Origin of the sequence: Paenibacillus sp. ClWae2A (genome assembly GCF_032452295.1) — a bacterium.
Taxonomy (GTDB): Bacteria; Bacillota; Bacilli; order Paenibacillales; family Paenibacillaceae; genus Paenibacillus.
In genome coordinates, this window is sequence record NZ_JAULSQ010000009.1 from 117,748 (window position 1) to 137,301 (window position 19,554).

At 45.2% G+C, this 19,554-nt stretch carries 15 protein-coding genes; 8 read left to right on the plus strand and 7 right to left on the minus strand.

All coding sequences use genetic code 11. The features are described 5' to 3' along the window. Positions 1–84 precede the first annotated feature (84 nt). The 4 genes from QVE09_RS23020 to QVE09_RS23035 all read left to right on the plus strand — a co-directional run bounded on the left by QVE09_RS23020 (position 85) and on the right by QVE09_RS23035 (position 8,277). Complete coding sequence (locus tag QVE09_RS23020) at positions 85–909, plus strand: polyphosphate polymerase domain-containing protein (RefSeq protein ID WP_315938673.1); 825 nt, start codon at positions 85–87, stop codon at positions 907–909. Next, positions 902–1,582 (plus strand): DUF4956 domain-containing protein, encoded by a 681-nt coding sequence (locus QVE09_RS23025; protein ID WP_074092740.1) that lies wholly within the window; start codon positions 902–904, stop codon positions 1,580–1,582. The genes QVE09_RS23020 and QVE09_RS23025 overlap by 8 nt, the downstream gene beginning before the upstream one ends. A 26-nt stretch (positions 1,583–1,608) precedes the next feature. Then, positions 1,609–3,918 (plus strand): carbohydrate-binding domain-containing protein, encoded by a 2,310-nt coding sequence (locus QVE09_RS23030; RefSeq protein ID WP_315938674.1) that lies wholly within the window; start codon positions 1,609–1,611, stop codon positions 3,916–3,918. Positions 3,919–4,257: 339 nt separating this feature from the next. Continuing rightward, positions 4,258–8,277, plus strand: a complete 4,020-nt coding sequence (locus QVE09_RS23035) for an S-layer homology domain-containing protein (protein WP_315938675.1) — start codon at positions 4,258–4,260, stop codon at positions 8,275–8,277. A gap of 133 nt (positions 8,278–8,410) precedes the next feature. Here the strand turns inward: QVE09_RS23035 and QVE09_RS23040 are convergent, their stop codons facing one another. Further along, a complete protein-coding gene (locus QVE09_RS23040) occupies positions 8,411–8,989 on the minus strand; it encodes a class I SAM-dependent methyltransferase (RefSeq protein ID WP_315938676.1) in 579 nt (192 codons plus the stop codon). Positions 8,990–9,015: 26 nt separating this feature from the next. Continuing rightward, complete coding sequence (locus tag QVE09_RS23045) at positions 9,016–9,687, minus strand: FHA domain-containing protein (protein ID WP_315938677.1); 672 nt, start codon at positions 9,685–9,687, stop codon at positions 9,016–9,018. A gap of 413 nt (positions 9,688–10,100) precedes the next feature. Between QVE09_RS23045 and QVE09_RS23050 the strand changes: the two genes are divergently transcribed. The 3 genes from QVE09_RS23050 (at position 10,101) to QVE09_RS23060 (ending at position 11,362) form a co-directional block, all read left to right on the plus strand. Then, positions 10,101–10,256 carry a hypothetical protein gene (locus QVE09_RS23050; protein WP_165980318.1) on the plus strand — a complete coding sequence of 52 codons (156 nt, stop codon included), beginning with the start codon at positions 10,101–10,103 and terminating at the stop codon, positions 10,254–10,256. Positions 10,257–10,454: 198 nt separating this feature from the next. Beyond that, positions 10,455–10,958, plus strand: coding sequence for an SMI1/KNR4 family protein (locus QVE09_RS23055; RefSeq protein ID WP_315938678.1), 504 nt, complete (start codon positions 10,455–10,457; stop codon positions 10,956–10,958). A 77-nt stretch (positions 10,959–11,035) separates the two neighbouring features. Beyond that, complete coding sequence (locus QVE09_RS23060; protein WP_315938679.1) at positions 11,036–11,362, plus strand: hypothetical protein; 327 nt, start codon at positions 11,036–11,038, stop codon at positions 11,360–11,362. 134 nt (positions 11,363–11,496) lie between these two features. On the opposite strand, the gene QVE09_RS23065 is transcribed toward QVE09_RS23060, so the two are convergent. The 4 genes from QVE09_RS23065 to QVE09_RS23080 all read right to left on the minus strand — a co-directional run bounded on the left by QVE09_RS23065 (position 11,497) and on the right by QVE09_RS23080 (position 17,386). After that, positions 11,497–14,085, minus strand: coding sequence for a DUF2339 domain-containing protein (locus QVE09_RS23065; protein WP_315938680.1), 2,589 nt, complete (start codon positions 14,083–14,085; stop codon positions 11,497–11,499). Between the two features lie 210 nt (positions 14,086–14,295). Next, positions 14,296–15,615 (minus strand): MFS transporter, encoded by a 1,320-nt coding sequence (locus tag QVE09_RS23070; RefSeq protein ID WP_315938681.1) that lies wholly within the window; start codon positions 15,613–15,615, stop codon positions 14,296–14,298. A 272-nt stretch (positions 15,616–15,887) separates the two neighbouring features. Beyond that, positions 15,888–16,532 carry a bifunctional 2-keto-4-hydroxyglutarate aldolase/2-keto-3-deoxy-6-phosphogluconate aldolase gene (locus QVE09_RS23075; protein ID WP_315938682.1) on the minus strand — a complete coding sequence of 215 codons (645 nt, stop codon included), beginning with the start codon at positions 16,530–16,532 and terminating at the stop codon, positions 15,888–15,890. A gap of 56 nt (positions 16,533–16,588) precedes the next feature. Continuing rightward, positions 16,589–17,386, minus strand: coding sequence for an IclR family transcriptional regulator (locus QVE09_RS23080; RefSeq protein WP_315938683.1), 798 nt, complete (start codon positions 17,384–17,386; stop codon positions 16,589–16,591). Between the two features lie 289 nt (positions 17,387–17,675). Between QVE09_RS23080 and QVE09_RS23085 the strand changes: the two genes are divergently transcribed. Beyond that, entirely contained in the window at positions 17,676–18,287 is a 612-nt protein-coding gene (locus QVE09_RS23085; protein ID WP_315938684.1) for a P-loop nucleotide/nucleoside kinase family protein, read from the plus strand. Positions 18,288–18,415: 128 nt separating this feature from the next. Here the strand turns inward: QVE09_RS23085 and QVE09_RS23090 are convergent, their stop codons facing one another. Then, a complete protein-coding gene (locus QVE09_RS23090; RefSeq protein ID WP_315938685.1) occupies positions 18,416–19,456 on the minus strand; it encodes an LCP family protein in 1,041 nt (346 codons plus the stop codon). Between the last annotated feature and the right edge of the window lie 98 nt (positions 19,457–19,554).

Sequence of the window (19,554 nt, forward strand, 5' to 3'; positions counted from 1 at the left end):
GGTTGGCGCTCTAAGATACAGACATGGAAGCAATACACGATGCAACAAAACATACAACCCACCAACGAAAGGAATGAGTCCCACATGGCTATTGAAGTATTCAATCGATACGAGAGCAAATACCTTCTAACGGATGAGCAGTACGCACATTTCTACAACGACCTGCTGAAATACATGGAGCTGGATGCCTACAACAAGAAACATGAGTACTACTCCATCAGCAATCTGTACTTCGACACTCCACAGGATTCCCTGATTCGCGCCAGTCTCTCCAAACCAAAATACAAGGAGAAGCTGAGACTGCGGGCTTATGGAGTACCTGAAGAGAATGCAAAGGTGTATCTGGAGATCAAAAAGAAAGTTTTTGGCCTGGTGAACAAGCGCAGAACAGCATTGAAGCTGGATGAAGCTTACGAATTTGTCCGTTCGGGACAGGCACCGGAGCTGGCGGATTACATGAACAAACAGGTTGTGGAGGAGATCAAATACTTCCTTCGCCTCTACGATCTTGAACCGAAAGTGTATCTGGCGTATGAACGCAAAGCACTCTTCGACAAGAACAGCCGGGATCTCCGCATTACCTTTGACACCAACATTCGCAGCCGCAGATATGATCTAAAGCTGGAACAGGGAGATTACGGTGAACCGCTGGTGAAGGACGGACGATGGCTGATGGAAGTGAAAGCCGAGAAAACCGTTCCGCTGTGGCTGTCGCAACTGCTCTGTGAGCATGGTCTCTACCGCACCGGATTTTCGAAATACGGCAACGAGTTCAGACATCTAGTAAGAACGACGAACCTGAATTACCAGACGGAGCGCATTCTTGTACCAGGTACCGATTTCGACCCATCCATAGAACAAGAACAAGAACAATTAATTAGAGAAAGAGAGAGTGTAATATATGCTTGATTCCATCTTCAACTCAGCTTTGACCGATACCAATTTGACGTTTAACAACGCCGTTATCACCATTGGTCTTGCCATCATTCTGGGGTTAATCATCAGCCTCACCTACATGAAAACTAACCAAAGCACATACTCCCAGAGCTTCACCTTAACGATGGTTGTCCTGCCCGTCATTGTCGCCATCATCATCCTGCTCATCGGCAGCAACATCGCTCGAGCTTTCAGCTTGGCAGGTGCCTTCTCGATCATCCGATTCCGCAGTGCACCTGGTGATCCAAAGGACATTGCTTATGTATTGTTCACGATGGCTTCCGGTCTTGCCTGCGGTGTAGGCGCTTTTGGATACGCGGTTCTGTTCACCATTATCCTGTGTGTGCTGATGTTTGTCCTGAGTCGCTTCAACTTCGGGGGCAAGAAGAGTCAGCTGAAGACGTTGAAAGTCACCATTCCCGAGAACTTGAGCTATGAAGAAGCACTTAATGAAGTGTTCCATAAATTCAACGTACCATTTGATCTGAAAAAAATCAGAACGACCGAACTCGGCAGTCTATATGAGCTGGTCTACAGTGTAACCATTCACGAAAGTGTTAGCCAAAAGGAATTCCTTGATGCGATCCGTACACGGAACGGCAACCTGGATATCTCATTAACCATGAGTCCAACAACGGAATATTGATTTGTCATTCGAAGGGAACGATCTATATGAAGAAGAAAATGATAACAGGTAGCAAACTTTGGTCCATCGCCATGATTACCAGCCTTCTCGCAGCATGCAGTTCACCAGCAACCACAAGCTCAACTGCCAATGCTGCAACGTCAACGACAGGAACAACCAAAACGGTATCTGTCAGCGAACAAACTTCTGTGAAATATGCAGATCTGGTCTCTCTGGATGCTGACGATACCAACATTAGCTGGAGTGAGGCAGATTCCACAGCGATTAAGTTGAACGGTACAACTGCAACGGTAACCGGTTCGGGAGCCAAAGCAGCCAATGGCTCAGTAACCATCACTGAAGCAGGTACTTATGTACTTAGCGGTGAGCTAACCGACGGCCAGATCGTGGTCAATGTTGCTGATAAAGGCACCGTACATCTCGTATTGAACGGAGCTACCATCCATGATAATGACAGTGCAGCGATCTATATTCAGAAAGCCGGTAAAGCGGTAATTACACTCGAAAAAGGAACCAAGAATACCGTTTCCGATGGTAAAACGTATGTGTACGCAGATGCTACGACAGACGAGCCGGATGCTGCGATCTTCAGTAAAGCGGATCTTACGTTCAATGGTGCAGGTCAATTAACCGTCACAGGTAACTATAATGAAGGTATTACGAGCAAGGATGATCTGAAAATCATTAGTGGTAACATCAGTGTCAAAGCAGCCGATGACGGTATCAAAGGTAAGGATATGGTCGCCATCCAAACGGGTACCATCACCATTGAAGCAGAAGGCGACGGTATTAAATCAACCAATGACACGGATACCACCAAAGGCTTCGTTGCCATCGCAGGAGGTACCTTCGATATTCAGAGTGGCAATGACGGTATTCAAGCCGAAACTGCACTTGTTATGGATGGCGGCACATACAACATTGTAACTGCCGGTGGTAGCGCCAATGCACCAGCCAAAGTAGAAGAAGGTCCGTTTGGCGGCGGTGGCGGTGGATGGGGTGGCGGAACACCTCCAACGGATATGGGCACACCACCGGATGGCGAACCTCCTGCAGATATGCCGGAGATCCCTACTAACAGCGGTACGAATGCAGGTGCTAATACAAACGGCGCAGCAGCATCCAACTCTGCCAATACAACAACAACGACGGATAACAATGCCGATGCGGACACAGCAACAACAGCAACCGAGTCCACAAGTGCCAAAGCACTCAAAGCAGGTACAGACCTTACGTTGAATGGTGGTACGTATACCATTGATTCCATGGATGATTCCCTGCACAGCAACAATAACGTGACAGTCAATGACGGAACATTCAACATTGAATCCGGTGATGACGGCATTCATGCCGATCAGGCCCTGACGATTAATGGAGGAACTATCACGATTGCGAAGAGTTATGAAGGACTTGAAGGTGCAATCATTACCCTGAATGATGGGGATGTGGATGTAACAGCATCCGATGATGGCGTAAATGCTGCAGGTGGCGAGACGGAAACAGTTACGAATACAGCGGCAAGTACAGATAGCGCTACTACAGCAACCGATGCCGCAACGACTTCCAACATCTCTGTAACCGAAACGACAGGCACAACATCAACTACCGATCAGGCATCCCAAGGTACAGATGCTACTCAACAAGGACGTGGACCGGGCGGTATGGGAGCAGCAGCGAGCAATAACGAATTCCACATTAACGGCGGTACACTCACCGTGAACGCAGGTGGTGACGGATTGGATTCCAATGGTTCCATTAACATGACTGGTGGTACGGTTATTGTGAACGGACCAACGGATAACGGTAACGGAGCATTGGATTATGACGGTACATTTGTAATCAGCGGTGGATACCTCGTGGCTGCCGGAAGCTCTGGTATGGCACAAGGAACATCCGATGCGTCTACGCAAAATACCATTGTGATGACGTTCCCTGCAACACAAAAGGCTGGAACACTTGTACATGTACAAGACAGCGAAGGCAACAACATCCTGACCTTTGCTCCGGCAAAAGATTATCAAACCGTGGTTGTCAGCTCCCCGGATCTGAAAAAAGATGGCTCCTATGTGATCTACTCCGGTGGTACGTCTACAGGTAAAGCGGTGGATGGACTCTACACAGACGGTACCTACAGTGGCGGAACTCAAGTAGTTGCATTCCAATCGACCAGTAATGTGACTTGGGTGAATGAATCTGGTGTAACCACTGCCAATACAGGTATGGGCGGTCCTGGTGGCGGCGGACAAGGCGGATTTGGAGGCGGCAGAAACAGATCCCAATCCGGTACAACCTCTGACAGCACTGGCACTACAGGTATTACAGATTCGACAAAATAACTGAAATGAATAAGCTGAGTGTTCATGTCATGCCTTGCCCTGAATACCTAGCTTATCAAGTAACCAGTACTTAAATGACTTTAGAAGTCATTTAAGTACTGGTTTTTTAACTAATTGGAAACCCCATGTTCGGAACAAACTACAAAGATTAGAAAATATTAATAGGTTTTTATTGTTTTTAGTTAAGTAACGAGATAATATAAAATAATTATGTCTTTTTTACTACATGATAGTAACTTTTAAGGAAATTAGAACCAGGACACATGAACTACATCTTTAGATTTTAGAAAGAAACTCTTAGATTTATCCAATTCATTTATTAACGAAGGAGTACATGTAATGAGAAAAACATTTTCAAAAAAAGTAGTTAGCTCAGGTCTCGCTATTGCCATGCTTTTATCAAGTGCAGTACCTGTTTTTGGGGCTACAAACAGTAACTTGCCTGGAGAAACAGCAAGCACATTTAAAGACGTTTCAGGACACTGGGGTCAACAGGCTATTGAAGAGTGGGACGATTATGGCATTATTCAAGGGTACAACGGTAATTTCAGACCCAACGCGCCGGTGACAAGAGCCGAGTTCTCCAAGATGATCGACAGTATTATGAAATACATAGAACAAGGTAGCAATAATTTCTCGGATTTAAATGCAGAGCAATGGTATTACGATGCCATGCTTAAGCTGAATAAAGCAGGAGTATTGAATGGTATTGATGGAAAGGCATTACCTAACCAAACGATTACACGCCAAGAAGCAGCGGTACTCATAGATGGTGCTTTCCAAACGAAAGATAGTCAAAACCCTGTCACGTTTAACGATAGTGATAAGATTGCTGAATGGGCAAAAGATTCAGTACAAAAATTAGTATCCGTATCCGTCATTAGCGGAAGACCTGACGGTTCATTCAATCCACAAGAGAGTCTTACTCGTGCGGAAGCTGTTACTTTGTTTGATCGCCTGATCCAAACCCTTATTACTACGAAGGGAACATATTCAAATGATGTGCAAGGTAACGTTGTGGTTAATACGCCAGATGTAACTCTGAAAGATATGACGATCTCTGGCGACTTATATGTGACTCAAGGTGTCGGGGAAGGCGAAGTCACTTTGGATAATGTGATAATTAAAGGAAACGTCCATGTCCAAGGTGGTGGCGAACATTCCATTATCTTTAATAATGTAGATGTACAAGGAGCTCTTGTTGTTAATAAATACAATGGACGAGTACGTATATTGGCAACAGGCAACACATCCGTTTCTTTAACTTTCCTGGAGAGTGGTGCATTAGTTGTTACGAAAGACCTTACTGGCGGAGGTTTTGAAACCATCGAAATCCCTGCTGATCTTTTGGCAGGCCAAGAAATTAAACTGGATGGTAATTTTAACAAAGTAGTCAATCATGCTCCAAATGTTCAAATTACAGCAGCCGGATCAATCAAGGAATTTACTGCTGAAGCAGACACAAGGATCACGGGTAATGTCAACATTGATAAAACCTCCGGTCAATCCAGTGTATTAGTTAATGGTACAGCACCTACATCACCTGTCGGTACAACGACACCAAGCACAGGTACAGGTACAAGTTCAGGATCAACAGGAAGTGGAAATACACCCGTTGGCGGTAATTCAGGTAACTCAGGAAATTCAGGTGGATCTACACCAGGAAGTGGAAACCATACTATTGCTGTGACAGGTGTCAACGTTTCCCCTGCTTCGGTTTCTCTGGTAACCGGTCAAACTCAGCAGCTTTCTGCAGCAGTAACACCACAGAATGCTACTAATTCCAAAGTTATTTGGAAAATAGCTGAAGATCGTTCTGATGTTGTCAGTGTATCCGATACTGGTTTAATTACCGCTCTGCGTGCGGGGGAAGCAACCGTTATTGCAACGACGGTTGACGGAGGATTTACTTCCGCTGTCACCGTCACCGTTACAAAACCCACTCTAGGCATCCAACTGTCTAAATACGATCAACTAACGGCTGATCCTGAAACTGGAATCAATGAGGAAACAAAGACAAATAGCGAAAATATCTCCATTGTTAATGCGGGTAAATCAAAAATTAAAGCTCATCATTATGACGTTGCCATAACTGCTTCACAAGCTCTACAAGGAGCTACCACCTCCTCTGTATACACTGTAGTGTCATTAGTTGATGAAAGTGGTCACCCACTAACTAATGTTTCCGATGTGCAAGTGACACTGGATGGGCAGATGTACACGCCAGAGTATGGGGTCGGGCTTAATCAAGAGAACGAAAGCAGCTTTCTGTTGAAGCTGAACGTGAATCAACCTGAACGTATTGAAAAACATAATTTAATTATCTCGCAAGAGGGCTATTCGGAAACGTCAATGACAGTGACATATCGACCTAACGGGACAGTAACCATGGATTCAATTGGAAACATAACAGGAGATATCACCATTGGATCTGAGTTGACTACAGGAACAGTTGAATATGTAGGTTCACCTGTTAATGAAGAAGTCTCTTATCAATGGTATCAGTCTGATTATGAAAACGGGCCGTACGATGCAATCAACGAAGCAACATCGTCCACCTATACTCTAACGGAAGCTAACAGCGGTAAATATATTCGGGTGTACGTTTCAGCGGATGAAATTCAAGTCAGCGGCTCTGCACTCAGTGCAGCTTTCGGACCTATTCAGAAACTGGTAAGCGCAGAAGAAGTCTTTGCCGAACTGGAAAAGATCTTCCTAGGATCGAATTCGAACAAGAACAATATTGTAGGGAACTTGTCATTACCTTCTGCTCTTGATGCCTATCCTGGCGTTTCCATCAATTGGTCAACAAATGATGAAACAACAATTACAAACAGTGGCGAAGTTAAAAGAAACGAAAATGAAGATAAATTTGTTAAATTGAAGGCAGTACTTAGCGGTAACGCTATAGGCACACATGAATACGATTTAACAGTCAGAGCAATCGGAACAGATCAGGTGAGCATTGACGGATTTATTGATCCATATTTTGTAGCGGGCTATCCTCAAGCGTATGTTAAAAACGGAACAATTCATGTTAAATACGCTCTGAAATCACCTGCCGAAGTTTATATGGTTGTCAATGTGGTCAATGGATCATGGAAGTCTGATGTAAAATCTGTTATCGGGGGACATTCCGGCGAAGATATTATTATTTATGTGAATTCATGGCCATACTTCCAATTGGGTGCGGATCAAGTCAATGAAGTCCAGGATTTTGATACAGGAGTTAACATTACCAATACCAACAAATCAGAGGCAAAAGTAGAATTTGCTATTGTGGATTCGACTAAAAATTATACCTCTAAGGCAGTGACCAGAATTCAATTTGACAAAGCGGTTCTCGACAGTTTGGATAATCAACCACCTGTAGTTTCTAGCAAGTACATTAATGATGCACTGGATTCTATCTATATCTATTACAATGAGAAACTTGATTCAGACAGTGTTCCTGCTGCACAAGATTTTTCATTAAGTAAAGGTCAGGTGCAGTCCGTAAGCATAGTTAACTCTACTAAAGCATCAGGAATGCAGCCAGCTTACGTGAAGCTGAGTGTCAGTGGTATTACCGAAGGTGACTTGGCTAGCTTAAAGGTAAGTTATAGCGGATCAGCAATAAAGGATATCAGTGATGCCAACAATGAAGCGTTAAGTTACACGAATAACTCTATCGTATCACTAAGTCCAAAATTCACTTCTGTTACATTGAGTTCAGATCGCCGCACATTATTGGCGGAACTTGAACCGGGCTGGGACCCCTACGAGAATCCTAGTATTAACTTCGATACGTTAAAGTCTCGTTTTACGGTTCAAATTGCAAATGAGAATTACTACCCGGACATGGTAAGATACAGTTATGGTTCAACTAAGATGACGTATACCCTTAAATTTAACACTCCACTCGCCGAGGGGGATGGAGAGCTTAAGTTTAATACGAATGGGATAACAGATTGGGCGAAGGACGCCTATCCAGCAGAGTTAGTATATGGATCAATTGCTCAACTTCCTGATTCGGGAACTCCAACAGCAAATTATTCTCAATCGAGCGGTAAACTCCTTGTATCCTTTGCGAATGGTTTCCAATTGGACAACTCATCCGCTGTAGCTGCTGGTTTGACATTAAATGTGGACGGGGAAGAATTTAAACTTCGTGGTTATATCCTAACAAATTCAAAGAATCAAATTAATATTAATCTCAAAGATGAGTACTCTTGGAAATTCAAACAAGCTGTAGATCAGGGGAATAGTATCCAGATAAAATATATGAAAATGAATCAAGAAGACCAAGCGCAAATAACGGATAAAGCTGGTGCATTGATACCAGATTTTGATTACATTCCAGTAACGAAGCAACCTTAAGAAGCAAAAGAAAAGAAGCGACGAGTTCATCACTCGTTGCTTCTTTTTTTGCAAAATAAAATGGTTCATTAACCAAGATTGTAAAACCAAAGTAACCTTGATCACTAATATTATTATTTACACTTTCTTTTCGTCAAAATGCATACACATACACCTTGGTACGCAGGGCATCCCGGCATGTAATGGTGCGTAGCGGTTCCTTGCCCGGGAGGGCAAAACAGACGCTAATGACCTTGGCACCCGGCGGAAGCTCCCGATTGAACTTGTCCAGAAGCCGGGTCATGGCTCCCGGGAACAGATAACAGATCACACAATCTGCATGTTCATAGGAACTGGTGTAGATATCCCCGCGCATGAAGCGCAGCCTGCCCTTGAGAGAGTGCTTGTTTCCCTTGGCTCGACGTACGCGAACACTGAGATAGGCAATCAGTTGGGAAGACCATAAGGGAATGATAGAATTCTCTATCCCGGTCAGCCTTTTACCAGGACAATGCCTTACAACATCCAGCCCCAGTGTGCCCCATCCGGAGCCTGCTTCAAGCACATCCCCGTACCCGGGAATCCGGTTCACCTCTTGAATGACCACCTGCCTGACACGGCCGGATGTGGGCATCGGGGAAATCCCGTTCTTCCAACTGACGAGTATGATGGATATAACACTTATCAATGTCACCACGGCAATCAGCCATGGAATCAGGTAAATGATGAACATGAACTCATCCCTTTGTTATCACTCATTCATTCCGGCACATGAGACTTCATATATACACCCTTTTTATAAACGGACTTGATGGTAAAATGTACACCCAGCTTGCGATTCGTCCGATAGATTAGCGAGTTAATCTCGTCGATCCCTACCGCTTCACTCTCCAGCATGCTCCGCTCCGGCCACACCTGAGCCACAATCTGCTCTCGGGTCAAAAAATGGTCCAGTTGACTATACAGCAGCTTGAACAGCTGATACTCCTTCTTGGACAGCGGAATCTCCACTTCACCGATCTGCACGGTTTGCAGGTGATCCTGCAAACGTACACCCTCACCCAGCAGATCCGACACCCGATATTCCCTGGTCTCTCCAAGATCCCCTTCAGCGCGAAGCTGGATCAGTCCATTGACAAGTGTCAGGCTATCTCCTTCGCCAAACGGATATTTCTCATAGGGAACGAGGCGCTGCCCGTTCAGTTCGGTTCCATTTTTGCTATCCAGATCCTCAATCCATAGCTGTTGCTGTGCATCATAATGAATGCGGCAATGCCGCTTCGATATCATCTGATTATAAACAGACAAGTCCAATTCACTACCGCCTGTGTAACGTCCCACCGTAATGGAGCGACCCTGGCTTACATAAGCGAACGAGCCGTCACTTTCCTGCCCTGGCGTACGAATGACGATTTTTGCCGTCTCCCGCATATTATTCTCCCACCTTCAACGATCACTCGATCTCTATAAGAGGTTGTTCAAAAATCCCGCTTTTGATTACTACGGATGCCTAACGGCATCATCAGCATCGAATATGGAATTCAGCCGAAATGTCCGATGCTCACGTAGGTTTGCCTACGCTCCGCTACTCCATTTCTAGCTTCATCCCATCTTCTCGGTACTGAAAACCGGTCTTTTTGAACACGTACTATAAACATTTCATAACAATAATGATAAGATCATCAGATTTGTTCCATTGTTTGCACCGCTATAGTTCAATATAGTGGTATACAGGAACGATTTATGTTCAGTTCTACTCACTCTACTATACCAGACGTTGTGCTTTTTTTCTCATGACGGCCGGATGTCTACTTTAGCTCATTCAACAAGAGAGGTACCTTCTGATGAACAAAAAAAACATTTTCATATACGTGCTACTCGCCTTTGCCCTGTCCATGACATTAACCGTGCTCTCCCGTATGAATGATGATGGCGGAGAATCACTGAAAGGCACATCGGCTTCCGAAACCTCATGGTTACAAATGAAGATCCAACCCTAAGTCTACTCTATTATAACGTGATCACCACGCAAAACGTTTCACGAATGTCATATTAGGCTATGGCGCAGATGATCGTTGACACAGGGTTGTCCAGCCATAATTTCAATCATAAACCGCCCAGAACATAGACGGATAATATGATAAACTGACTTTACAGAAAATCTGTAAAGTCAGTTTTTTTGAGGAGGGGCTATATAGATGTTAATTAAAGCATTTAAGGAATGGTCTGACCAAAATGAAGGTCACATTGAAATACTTACTCCTACTGGGAAAACGACTGCTCTTAATAGATTCAAACCTGGTGCATCCGAAGATAAAATTAAAGATCTTTCCGATTATTTTTCTACTCCATTACCTCCAGACTACATAAGCTTTTTACGATTATGTAATGGAGCGTCCTTGTTTGAAGACCCTGAATATGGGGGGGAGAGCTTCTTATATTCAGCTCAAGATGTTATACATTACAATGAAGCATCAGATAATAAGATTGTGGTCGCCAATATTCTTGATGATCGAATTTTAATCGATTTAGAACGTTGGCGCTCTCAGGATCAAGATTACTTGCTGCTTTGTGAGAGTTTAAATCCTGTGGAATACGCAAGCCGATTTTACAGTAATTTTGAAACATGGTTAGATCGCTTTCTAATCTCTCAGGGTGAGAAGTTCTGGTATTGGAAGACAGAACGTAGCTTTGAAGAATAAAAGAAATTTTCTTCAGTTAGGCTGCTATTAAAAGTGTACCCTTTAAGATAGACACTTTAATTTGCGGAGGTGTGCGTATGCTCGATGAAAGAGAGATTCAAATTAAAGAGAGGATACAAGAAAGGTACGATATTACGGAGCAAATATATTCAGCTTGGTTTACTGAAAATCCCGCGATGCTTTTACCGAAAAATAGATTCTACCAAAAGGAAAACATAGAAAAGTACAGAGCCATCTCATATCTGCTAGACAGAGGATATATCGTTGCACAGCCCGTGGAGAATGATTCGGAGACAGTTGCAGTAACTATAACCCCTGATGGCATAGACTACTATGAGCAAGGATATCTTAATGGAAAAGCAAACGGCTTTCAAGTCGTCGAAGAGATTAAGAACAAGGAGTAAAGAAATTGTGAAGGAACTCTGGATATGAAACACATCCGGAGTCCTTCCATTTAGTTCAAATAAGAACATACACCAACAAGAACGTCCGTTCAAACCGCCCACACACATCATGGGCTGGAAGTAGAATCATTATATCAATCTTGTTTTTCCTCAGGCACAGTCGGTTCGTCGTCAGGCTTCCCTGTCTCTCTGGACTGTATTTCCTCCATCCGGCTGGACACCTTCTGATACAGGTAAGAGATTCCCAGCAATAGAACGCCGAAGCTGAAATAGGCAAAGATTTTGCTGCCCGAGGTGAGCATCCCCACATCATAGAACACCATCTTACCCGTAGCGAACAACGTTAGTCCTAGACCCAGACGCCGAATCATGACATATTTTCTACGGAATCCATAGGCAATATAGAGAATCGCGAGCAGCAGATAGATTAGGCTGAACATCAGCCCCACATCACCCCACTGGAACTGGATCGTCAGGAATACGTTAATGACACCCAGCAGATACACCCCTGCGATAACCGGGTACCATTCAATGCTCTTGAACTGCCCGCGGATGCCTGCAATCAGCAGATCCCTTCCTGCAAAGAATACCCCTACGTTAAAGATAATTAACACTAGCAAACCAACAATCTCCGCCGCTGTATGCTGCTGAACTTCCGGCTGAAGCGCTGGCATGGTTAAGGTTACAGCCAGTGCAATACAGCAGCCAACGGCATTCAGAAAGGTGGTGTACACCTGCACGAATCGGTCGCGCAGCAGCTTCACTTTGCCTAGTCCATACGCCAATGCAATGGTGAGCGCTGCGAACATGAGCAACTTGTAGAACATGTATAACAGGAACGTCCCATCGACAGTTCTGGTATACAATTCATTCGACTCATACAGCACGTATAACCACAGATTCGCAAGTGTCACATACTTGAATCCGTTCAGAAAACCCAGCTCCAGCGGACTGTATTTGAATCTCTCTCTGGAAAATGAACTGCTGCCAACTGCCCAGGCATAATAAAGTGTAATAAGCAGGGTCCCCAGCGTGATGCTGGTGTATTTTAACATAAAGTAAGAACGTTCCCCGATGAAGAATAGCGCCAGCAGATCATAGTACACAAAAGTGATTAGACATAGAAGCACAATGCCCCATCCGGCACGTTCCACCGACTTGAGCCGTTTCAGATGTCCAAGCGTAACCAACAGAACCCCTTCAATTAACCAGCCCATCGATAACCACTTGGCCCCGAACTGGAACGGAATAATCAGAATGGCAAAGGTCAGGGAAGTGACATAGAAGAGCAGAATGGTCTGTTTCTCCTGAGCCATATTGCTCTGGACGAATCGTGCCAGTCCCAGATACACCACGCAGAAGATCAACGCCAGCAAGCCCTGAGCATCATTCCAACCCGCCACATCAAATAACACGTATAACATCAGACAACTAATGCTCGTATTCATGGCGAGTAGAGCGAAATCCCACCAGGTTAACTTCATTCGGTGTTTGAACGGATATGCCAGTGTAATGCCCAGATATAATGCAAACGTCACAATGGAATACAACATGCCAATCTTCTCACTTGGCGACAGCCATAAGAGGATGAGCATGGATGGTGTGTTGAACAGGAAACTGATATAGTGCACTACCGGCCACCGTTTGCCAAACGAAATGAACACAATAATGCCATTTAAGAGCAGCAGATAGATCATGGCTACATAGACAGCAGGGCCCTCAAGCCCGAACGAGAACATATAGGAGAATAACGGCAGATATCCGCCTACCAAACCCAATGAACAGATGGTCTTCGACTGATACCTTAGGGACAACAATACGGAGATTGCCGATACCAATACAGACAGGGCAAGTCCCGTATATAACCCGATAATATGCAGTAAAAAGTAACTATAGAAGACGGAGCCGAACAACACGGATATCCCACCGCCGAGCAGCCCCATCGCAAACGTCTGCCTTTTGCGGCGGAACAGCCATTCTCCTCCAGCAAGCATCAGTGCACCGAGCAGGAAAAAGGCTCCGCTCTTCATCTCGTCATTAAACCAGGTCGAGTACGAGTATTGAAACGCTGCTCCAACCCCCAGAATGAGGAGCAAGATGGCCACTTTGTTGATCCAGCTAAGTCCAATCTTCATCTCCATGCGATTCTGCTTGATCCGGCGCTGAATGGTCTCTTCGCTCAATCCCTCTTCCGCCATCTGCTCATATCCACGCTCCATGTGCCCACGCAGAGCCTCTTCTCTATCCCGCACAGCTCGTCTGTGCGATTCAATGCGCTCATTCACCTCTGCCGCAAGGTAAGCAATCCTCTCCTTCACCTCATGGGAGTCCTCTTGCAACTCCTGTGCTGCCTGGTTGTACAGCGCGTTCAGATTGGATTTGGTTCGATGTTCATGGAATGCAATTCGATCATTATGTACCGCTGTTTTCCCTTGAAAATAGGTCTCCATCTTCTCCCGCGATACCCGGATCAGATTCAGCTTCTCATCCAGCATCTGTTCAGATAACGCCATACGAAGACGTGCATTCTCTTCTTCCATCTTGCGCGAGCGAAGTTCAAGCTGGCGTAGCTTGAGCTTATGGGCTTCATACTGTTCCTGTAACTGTTCATTCTGAACGATCAGGTCATCGGACTGGTATTCCTGGAGTAGGGCGTGATACTCCTTCGCCAGCTGTTTCTGCTGCTCCTGAACCTGCCCAAGCCGTTCCTTAAACTCCTTCATGAGCTTCCTCCGTTGCTTGATGTTTAATCTTTTCCCTATATTTTACTATATGTATGCCATAAAAAGAGGTTTTATTTTCCAGTTACTAATGATTCACTACAGCCCAAGCAACAAAAATAAAAAACATCAGCATTTCCGGTTTTTGCAATCAAAAACACAAGAATTTGCTGATGTTTTCTAAAATAGAAGTTAATTTCTCATTGAAGGGAATTAGTGAATTGCTTTAGGGATTGGTTTTTTCAAAAATACTCCGTAAGAGACGGCGCCCATGAGCAGCAGACCCGCTCCCAGTAAGAATACATTGTTGAAGCTGCCCGTTGTATCCAAAATGTATCCGGTTACAATTGGAGCAAGCGCTGCGCCCAGAAATCCACCAAAGTTCTGGATGGCTCCAAGTGAAGCTACCTGTTCACCCGGCGCAATGTCTGCTGCCAGCGTCCAAATGACGCCCGATGGCAGTTGGGATGCAAAGTAACCTACAGACAGAAGGACAATGCTCACCACAGTACTGTCAATGAACGGAATAGGTGCTACCGAAGCCGCCGCCAGAATAGCGCCACCTACGATGGGAACTTTCCGCGAAGTGACCACATTGACTCCTTTTCGAATGAAAAAGTCCGAGATAAATCCACCTAACAGCACTCCGATAATACCGGCTACGAACGGAATAGATGCAATCCAGCCTGTCTCTTTCAACGTAAAGCCCTGCTCCTTCTCCAGATAACTCGGCAACCAAGTTAGGTATACCCAGATTGTGAACATGATGCCGAAATTACCGATAATCATAAACCAGGTGCTTTTATGTTTGAACAGCGATCCCCAGTTGGCTTTGGGTGCATCTGTTGCCGCTGTCCCATTTGCGCTCGTGCTCTGTTCTGCAACGGCGGCATCCGGCCCTTTAATCATCTGCTTCTCCGCAAAAGTCGGATCTCGGTATACCTTGATCCAGATAAGCATGATGATCAGACCAATTACGCCGACAAAAATAAACATCCCTCTCCACGTCATTGTTAACATCAGAACGGTCAATAGCGGCGGTGCAATCGCGTTTGCAATCTGTGAGCCTGTATTGATAATGGAGGTTGGTAGTCCGCGCTCACTTTTTGCAAACCAGCGCTCTGTCACCTTCAAGCCGGAGGTGAAGAACGGAGACTCAGATACACCAAGCAGCATCCGCATGGCGTATAACAGGGAGTAAGAATTGGTAAATGCACTGAGTATGGTAGCGATGGACCACAGTCCTGAAGCCCATCCAAACATCTTTTTGGGGCCAAACTTGTCAACCAGCCAGCCGGCTGGCAAATTCGCTAATGCGTAAGGCCATAGGAAGGCAGACAACAGCAATCCCATCTGTGTGGAGGACAGCCCAAATTCGGCCGCAATGGTTGTATTCGCAATACTCAGATTGGATCGGTCCAAATAGTTAACCACTGCACCCAGCAGCAATAACAGAATAATTCCCCACCTTAATCCCACTTTTGGGGCTTGAGGTACCGTGGCAGGGGACGGTGATGTTTTTAAGGTTGCCATGTAAATTCACTCTCCTCAACACATATAAATATAAAGTTACTAAAAATATATATTATGAATAAATATGGTAATTAAAGGCTGCAGATAAGAAGCTCTGTCCTCTACTCTCAGACAGGCGCTTTTGAAGTATGCGTTTTCAAAACGTAATATCCTTTCCCTGAATTCCAAAGGATACATCCGTGCCGCCATGTGCGTTCACAACGATAGGCGTGAACCCTGCCCTTTATCGCTGTGAACTTCACCTCACGGCAACCCAACCTGGATAAGAATAATCAGCGTGCCGCGGCTACGGCCTGTAAAAATTCCTCAGCAGCCTTGGTTACTAGCCCATAATCGCCAGTATCTTTTGCTGCTTTGGTGATGTAACTCCCCACGCCAACCCCGACACAACCGGCATCCAGCCATTCATGTACATTTTGCGGTGTCACTCCACCAGTAGGGGCAATCGCTGCCTGTGGCAGAGGGGCCGATATCGCTTTGACATATTGCGGACCTACGGATTCCGCCGGGAACAGTTTGACAATATCCGCTCCCGCTTCAAGGCTTTCTACAATTTCCTTGGCCGTGAACGCACCACTGACAGTAACCGCTTGGTAGCGATTAGCTACCTTGATCATGTCTGGGTTGAGCTGAGGACTAACCAACATCTCCGCTCCAGCCAATATCGCTGCACGCGCCGTCTCACCATCCAATATTGTACCCGCGCCAATCAGAATGCCTTGGGACGCATACTTGCGAGACAACACCTTAATTACATCCAATGCTCCGGGAACACTCATCGTAATTTCGAGCGCCCGAATACCGCCTGCAATTGCCGCTTCTGCGACGGACAACGCTTCTTCTTCACTTTCCGAACGGATAATCAATACGATTCCGGATTCAGCGATGATTTTCATGTTTTCTAGCTTTCTCCACATCCAAATAACCTCCTGATTCCCGTTGTACCTATTAATGGGGTTTAATTCAATTCAATTTACTCTTCTGTCCTGGGATACAGTCGATCACCGCTATAACCCAGTTGGCCTGAAAGCTTCCAAGCAGCTTCCTTGACCAGTTTTACAATGTTCTCCTCACGTTCCGGAGTCATATTGGAATACATGCTGGCAACACTGATTGCGGCAACGGGCTCATCCCACTGGTCATAGACAGCAGAGCCGATGCAATACATCTCCAGATGGTCCTCCCGGTCATCAATCGAGTAGCCGCGCTCACGAATCTCCTGCATATCTTGCAAAATATCAGGAATGGTTACTTTGGAGAAGGATGTACGCGAAGGGAGTTCACCGCTACCTATAATCTCCAGCACCTTGCCGATGGGGAGCGCTGCCAGCAAAGCTTTGCCGAGACCTGTTGTGTGCATATATCTGCGGGAACCGAGTTTCGCTGTTGGTCGCATAACCGAATAACTCTCGGCCTTATCCAGATATACAATCCGGCCCTTATCCTCAATCCCGAGAAATGCAGTGCTTCCCGTCTGGCGATTGAGTTCTTGAAGCAGAGGTCTTGCCATATGGGGGATACCCATATTGGACAAGTACGCCATGCCTGTCTCAAACACGGCAATGCCCAGCCGATACGTTTTGAGACGAACATCATCCATTTCAATAAAACCCTTGTGCAGCAGTGTCTGTACCAGTTCAAACCCACTGCTCTTGGGTAAGCTCATTTGTTTACAAATTTCATTCAGTGTTAATGGAGCGCCACTTTTGGCAAATAGAACGAGTAAATCCGCGACTCGTTCAGCAGATTTATTCATGCGAATATGATCCATATTATCTCCTTTAAATCTTCGACGTCGAAGTTCGCATATGTGAACTTAATTCACATCACCGAACGATGCCCTCATTATAGATCAGCCGTACAGAAAATATCAACCGCTTTCTTAAAACTTTTTTTGTATACTATTTCTCCAAAAAGGATTGTATTTCAGTTGAAAACGGTATACTCTAATAGCAAATGTTCACCAATGCGAATAAGGTTCGTATATGCGAACTTTGATGAACGCTATAATACCTTTCATACTCATACGATCTGAATATTATGTAGAGGAGGGACCGTCCATGAAACCTGTCCTGATCTTTTTGATTGGCTCTGCCGGTTCGGGCAAATCCACCATTGGCAAAAAGCTTGCTGCCGAGCACCACTTTTGTTATCTGGATAAAGATGTCGTGTGCAACACATTTACAGGGAAGCTTCTGGAAGCACAAGGGTATTCCCCTCATGATCGCGACGGCAACACCTATTACCTCGATACCGTTATGGACCTTGAATATGAAACGTTGTTAAACGTGGCGAATGACAATCTGCAATTGGGTAGATCAGTCATCTTGGATGCACCTTTTGTCGGTTACTTTCGCGAAAGCGATTACATCAATCATCTGACTGCCAAATATGAGTGGAAAACAGTCATACCCGTGGTGTTGAGGGTAGATGTGAATGTTGATGTTCTTCAACAACGGTTGAAGAGCCGCGGTCTGGAGAGAGACAGGTGGAAGCTGGATCACTGGGAGACGTTTGTACAGGGGATGCAAGCCAATACATGCATGTGGGAGAATATCGAGGTTATTTCCGTGGACAACAGCTCAGATGAATTCGATCTCACACATCTAACCGCTTTGCTGCCTATTTCCGCTGCCATGTCATCTCAAAGTCCATATAACGGTAACGACTGAGGGAACTGGAGTCGAAGCAAGTTAACGCATACCGTTATGCCATAAAAAAAGTACACGGAAAGCATAGTGCCTTCCGTGTACTTTGTTATATTCTATCGTTGCAGCAACCTTCTTCTACTGCTTCTAATCTAGGTTTTATCCGCTGCCGCTGAATCGGTTGACTCCGGTTCAATAATCTCGGTTGCATCCGGGTCTAGCCAACTGGCGATCATGCCACGCACATATTGCAGATCGTCCTCCGACAGATCGTAGTACCATGTGCCACTGCGCGTTGCGCCTTCCCCCTTCAGCATGTAATTGCTGATCGTGGGTGCACCGTCTTTCATATATAAGGACTCGGCAAATTTCACGATAAAGTCCGAGGTCATATTGGTTGTAAAATTCGATCCGGCAATCTGGATTACATCCGGGATCTTGGTCAGATTTTTCACTTCCAGCGCGCGATTCATGAAGGCACTTAAAAAAATCCGGTGACGCATCGTCCGATTGAAATCGGAATCTTCCCGGTAACGCACATATCCAAGCGCTTCTTCACCGCTATAGATCGGTTTATTCGCTTCAACAAACAGTTTCTCATGAATTTTGAGCTTGTTCTCAATATTCTTTTTGATCGGCAGTTCAACGCCACCCACCGCATCAACAATATCCTTGAGCCCGTTAAAATTAATCGCGGCATAGAAATCCACTTTGTTCCCCAGCAAATTCTCCACCGTATCCATGGCCATCTTGGCTTCGCCGTGGGCATAAGCTGAATTGATCTTTGACTTCACATCCCGACCGACAATCTCGGTATAGGAATCACGTGGAATGGACAGCAGCAGCACTTTATTATCTTCTGGACGCACAACGGAATAGATGATGGTATCCGAACGGCTTGGTTCGTTATCCCGTTGGTCAATACCCAGCAGCAACAATGAGAACGGGTCCGTATGTTCCACGACAGGGGCATCCTTATCGCCAGCTGGTACAAAGGAGTCATCCAAGGCTTCCTTCACCTTAGCCGAAGCGAACAAATTAAAGCCAAACACGACGAGTTGCTTTTGATAAATAAATCCGAGTCCTCCCAACACAAGCAGAACACTTAGGGTGATGATCAATGGTTTCTTCCATTTCTTCTTCGGGTTCTTCGGCTTCCGTCTTGTTAAATGTGCAGCACTGTTTTCCATCATATCTCCTTTAATAACGGGTTCTTAGATTCATTTAACTATATTAATAACACGTTTTCAATAGATTACGTTATAATCTGCTATACAAATACGTGTTCAAA

What these genes read in the sequence shown, in the direction of transcription:
- QVE09_RS23020 (WP_315938673.1), top strand. Translation starts at nt 85, where the DNA reads ATGGCTATTGAAGTATTCAATCGATACGAGAGCAAATACCTTCTAACG.
- QVE09_RS23025 (WP_074092740.1), top strand. Translation starts at nt 902, where the DNA reads ATGCTTGATTCCATCTTCAACTCAGCTTTGACCGATACCAATTTGACG.
- QVE09_RS23030 (WP_315938674.1), top strand. Translation starts at nt 1,609, where the DNA reads ATGAAGAAGAAAATGATAACAGGTAGCAAACTTTGGTCCATCGCCATG.
- QVE09_RS23035 (WP_315938675.1), top strand. Translation starts at nt 4,258, where the DNA reads ATGAGAAAAACATTTTCAAAAAAAGTAGTTAGCTCAGGTCTCGCTATT.
- QVE09_RS23040 (WP_315938676.1), bottom strand. Translation starts at nt 8,989, where the DNA reads ATGTTCATCATTTACCTGATTCCATGGCTGATTGCCGTGGTGACATTG.
- QVE09_RS23045 (WP_315938677.1), bottom strand. Translation starts at nt 9,687, where the DNA reads ATGCGGGAGACGGCAAAAATCGTCATTCGTACGCCAGGGCAGGAAAGT.
- QVE09_RS23050 (WP_165980318.1), top strand. Translation starts at nt 10,101, where the DNA reads ATGAACAAAAAAAACATTTTCATATACGTGCTACTCGCCTTTGCCCTG.
- QVE09_RS23055 (WP_315938678.1), top strand. Translation starts at nt 10,455, where the DNA reads ATGTTAATTAAAGCATTTAAGGAATGGTCTGACCAAAATGAAGGTCAC.
- QVE09_RS23060 (WP_315938679.1), top strand. Translation starts at nt 11,036, where the DNA reads ATGCTCGATGAAAGAGAGATTCAAATTAAAGAGAGGATACAAGAAAGG.
- QVE09_RS23065 (WP_315938680.1), bottom strand. Translation starts at nt 14,085, where the DNA reads ATGAAGGAGTTTAAGGAACGGCTTGGGCAGGTTCAGGAGCAGCAGAAA.
- QVE09_RS23070 (WP_315938681.1), bottom strand. Translation starts at nt 15,615, where the DNA reads ATGGCAACCTTAAAAACATCACCGTCCCCTGCCACGGTACCTCAAGCC.
- QVE09_RS23075 (WP_315938682.1), bottom strand. Translation starts at nt 16,532, where the DNA reads ATGTGGAGAAAGCTAGAAAACATGAAAATCATCGCTGAATCCGGAATC.
- QVE09_RS23080 (WP_315938683.1), bottom strand. Translation starts at nt 17,386, where the DNA reads ATGGATCATATTCGCATGAATAAATCTGCTGAACGAGTCGCGGATTTA.
- QVE09_RS23085 (WP_315938684.1), top strand. Translation starts at nt 17,676, where the DNA reads ATGAAACCTGTCCTGATCTTTTTGATTGGCTCTGCCGGTTCGGGCAAA.
- QVE09_RS23090 (WP_315938685.1), bottom strand. Translation starts at nt 19,456, where the DNA reads ATGATGGAAAACAGTGCTGCACATTTAACAAGACGGAAGCCGAAGAAC.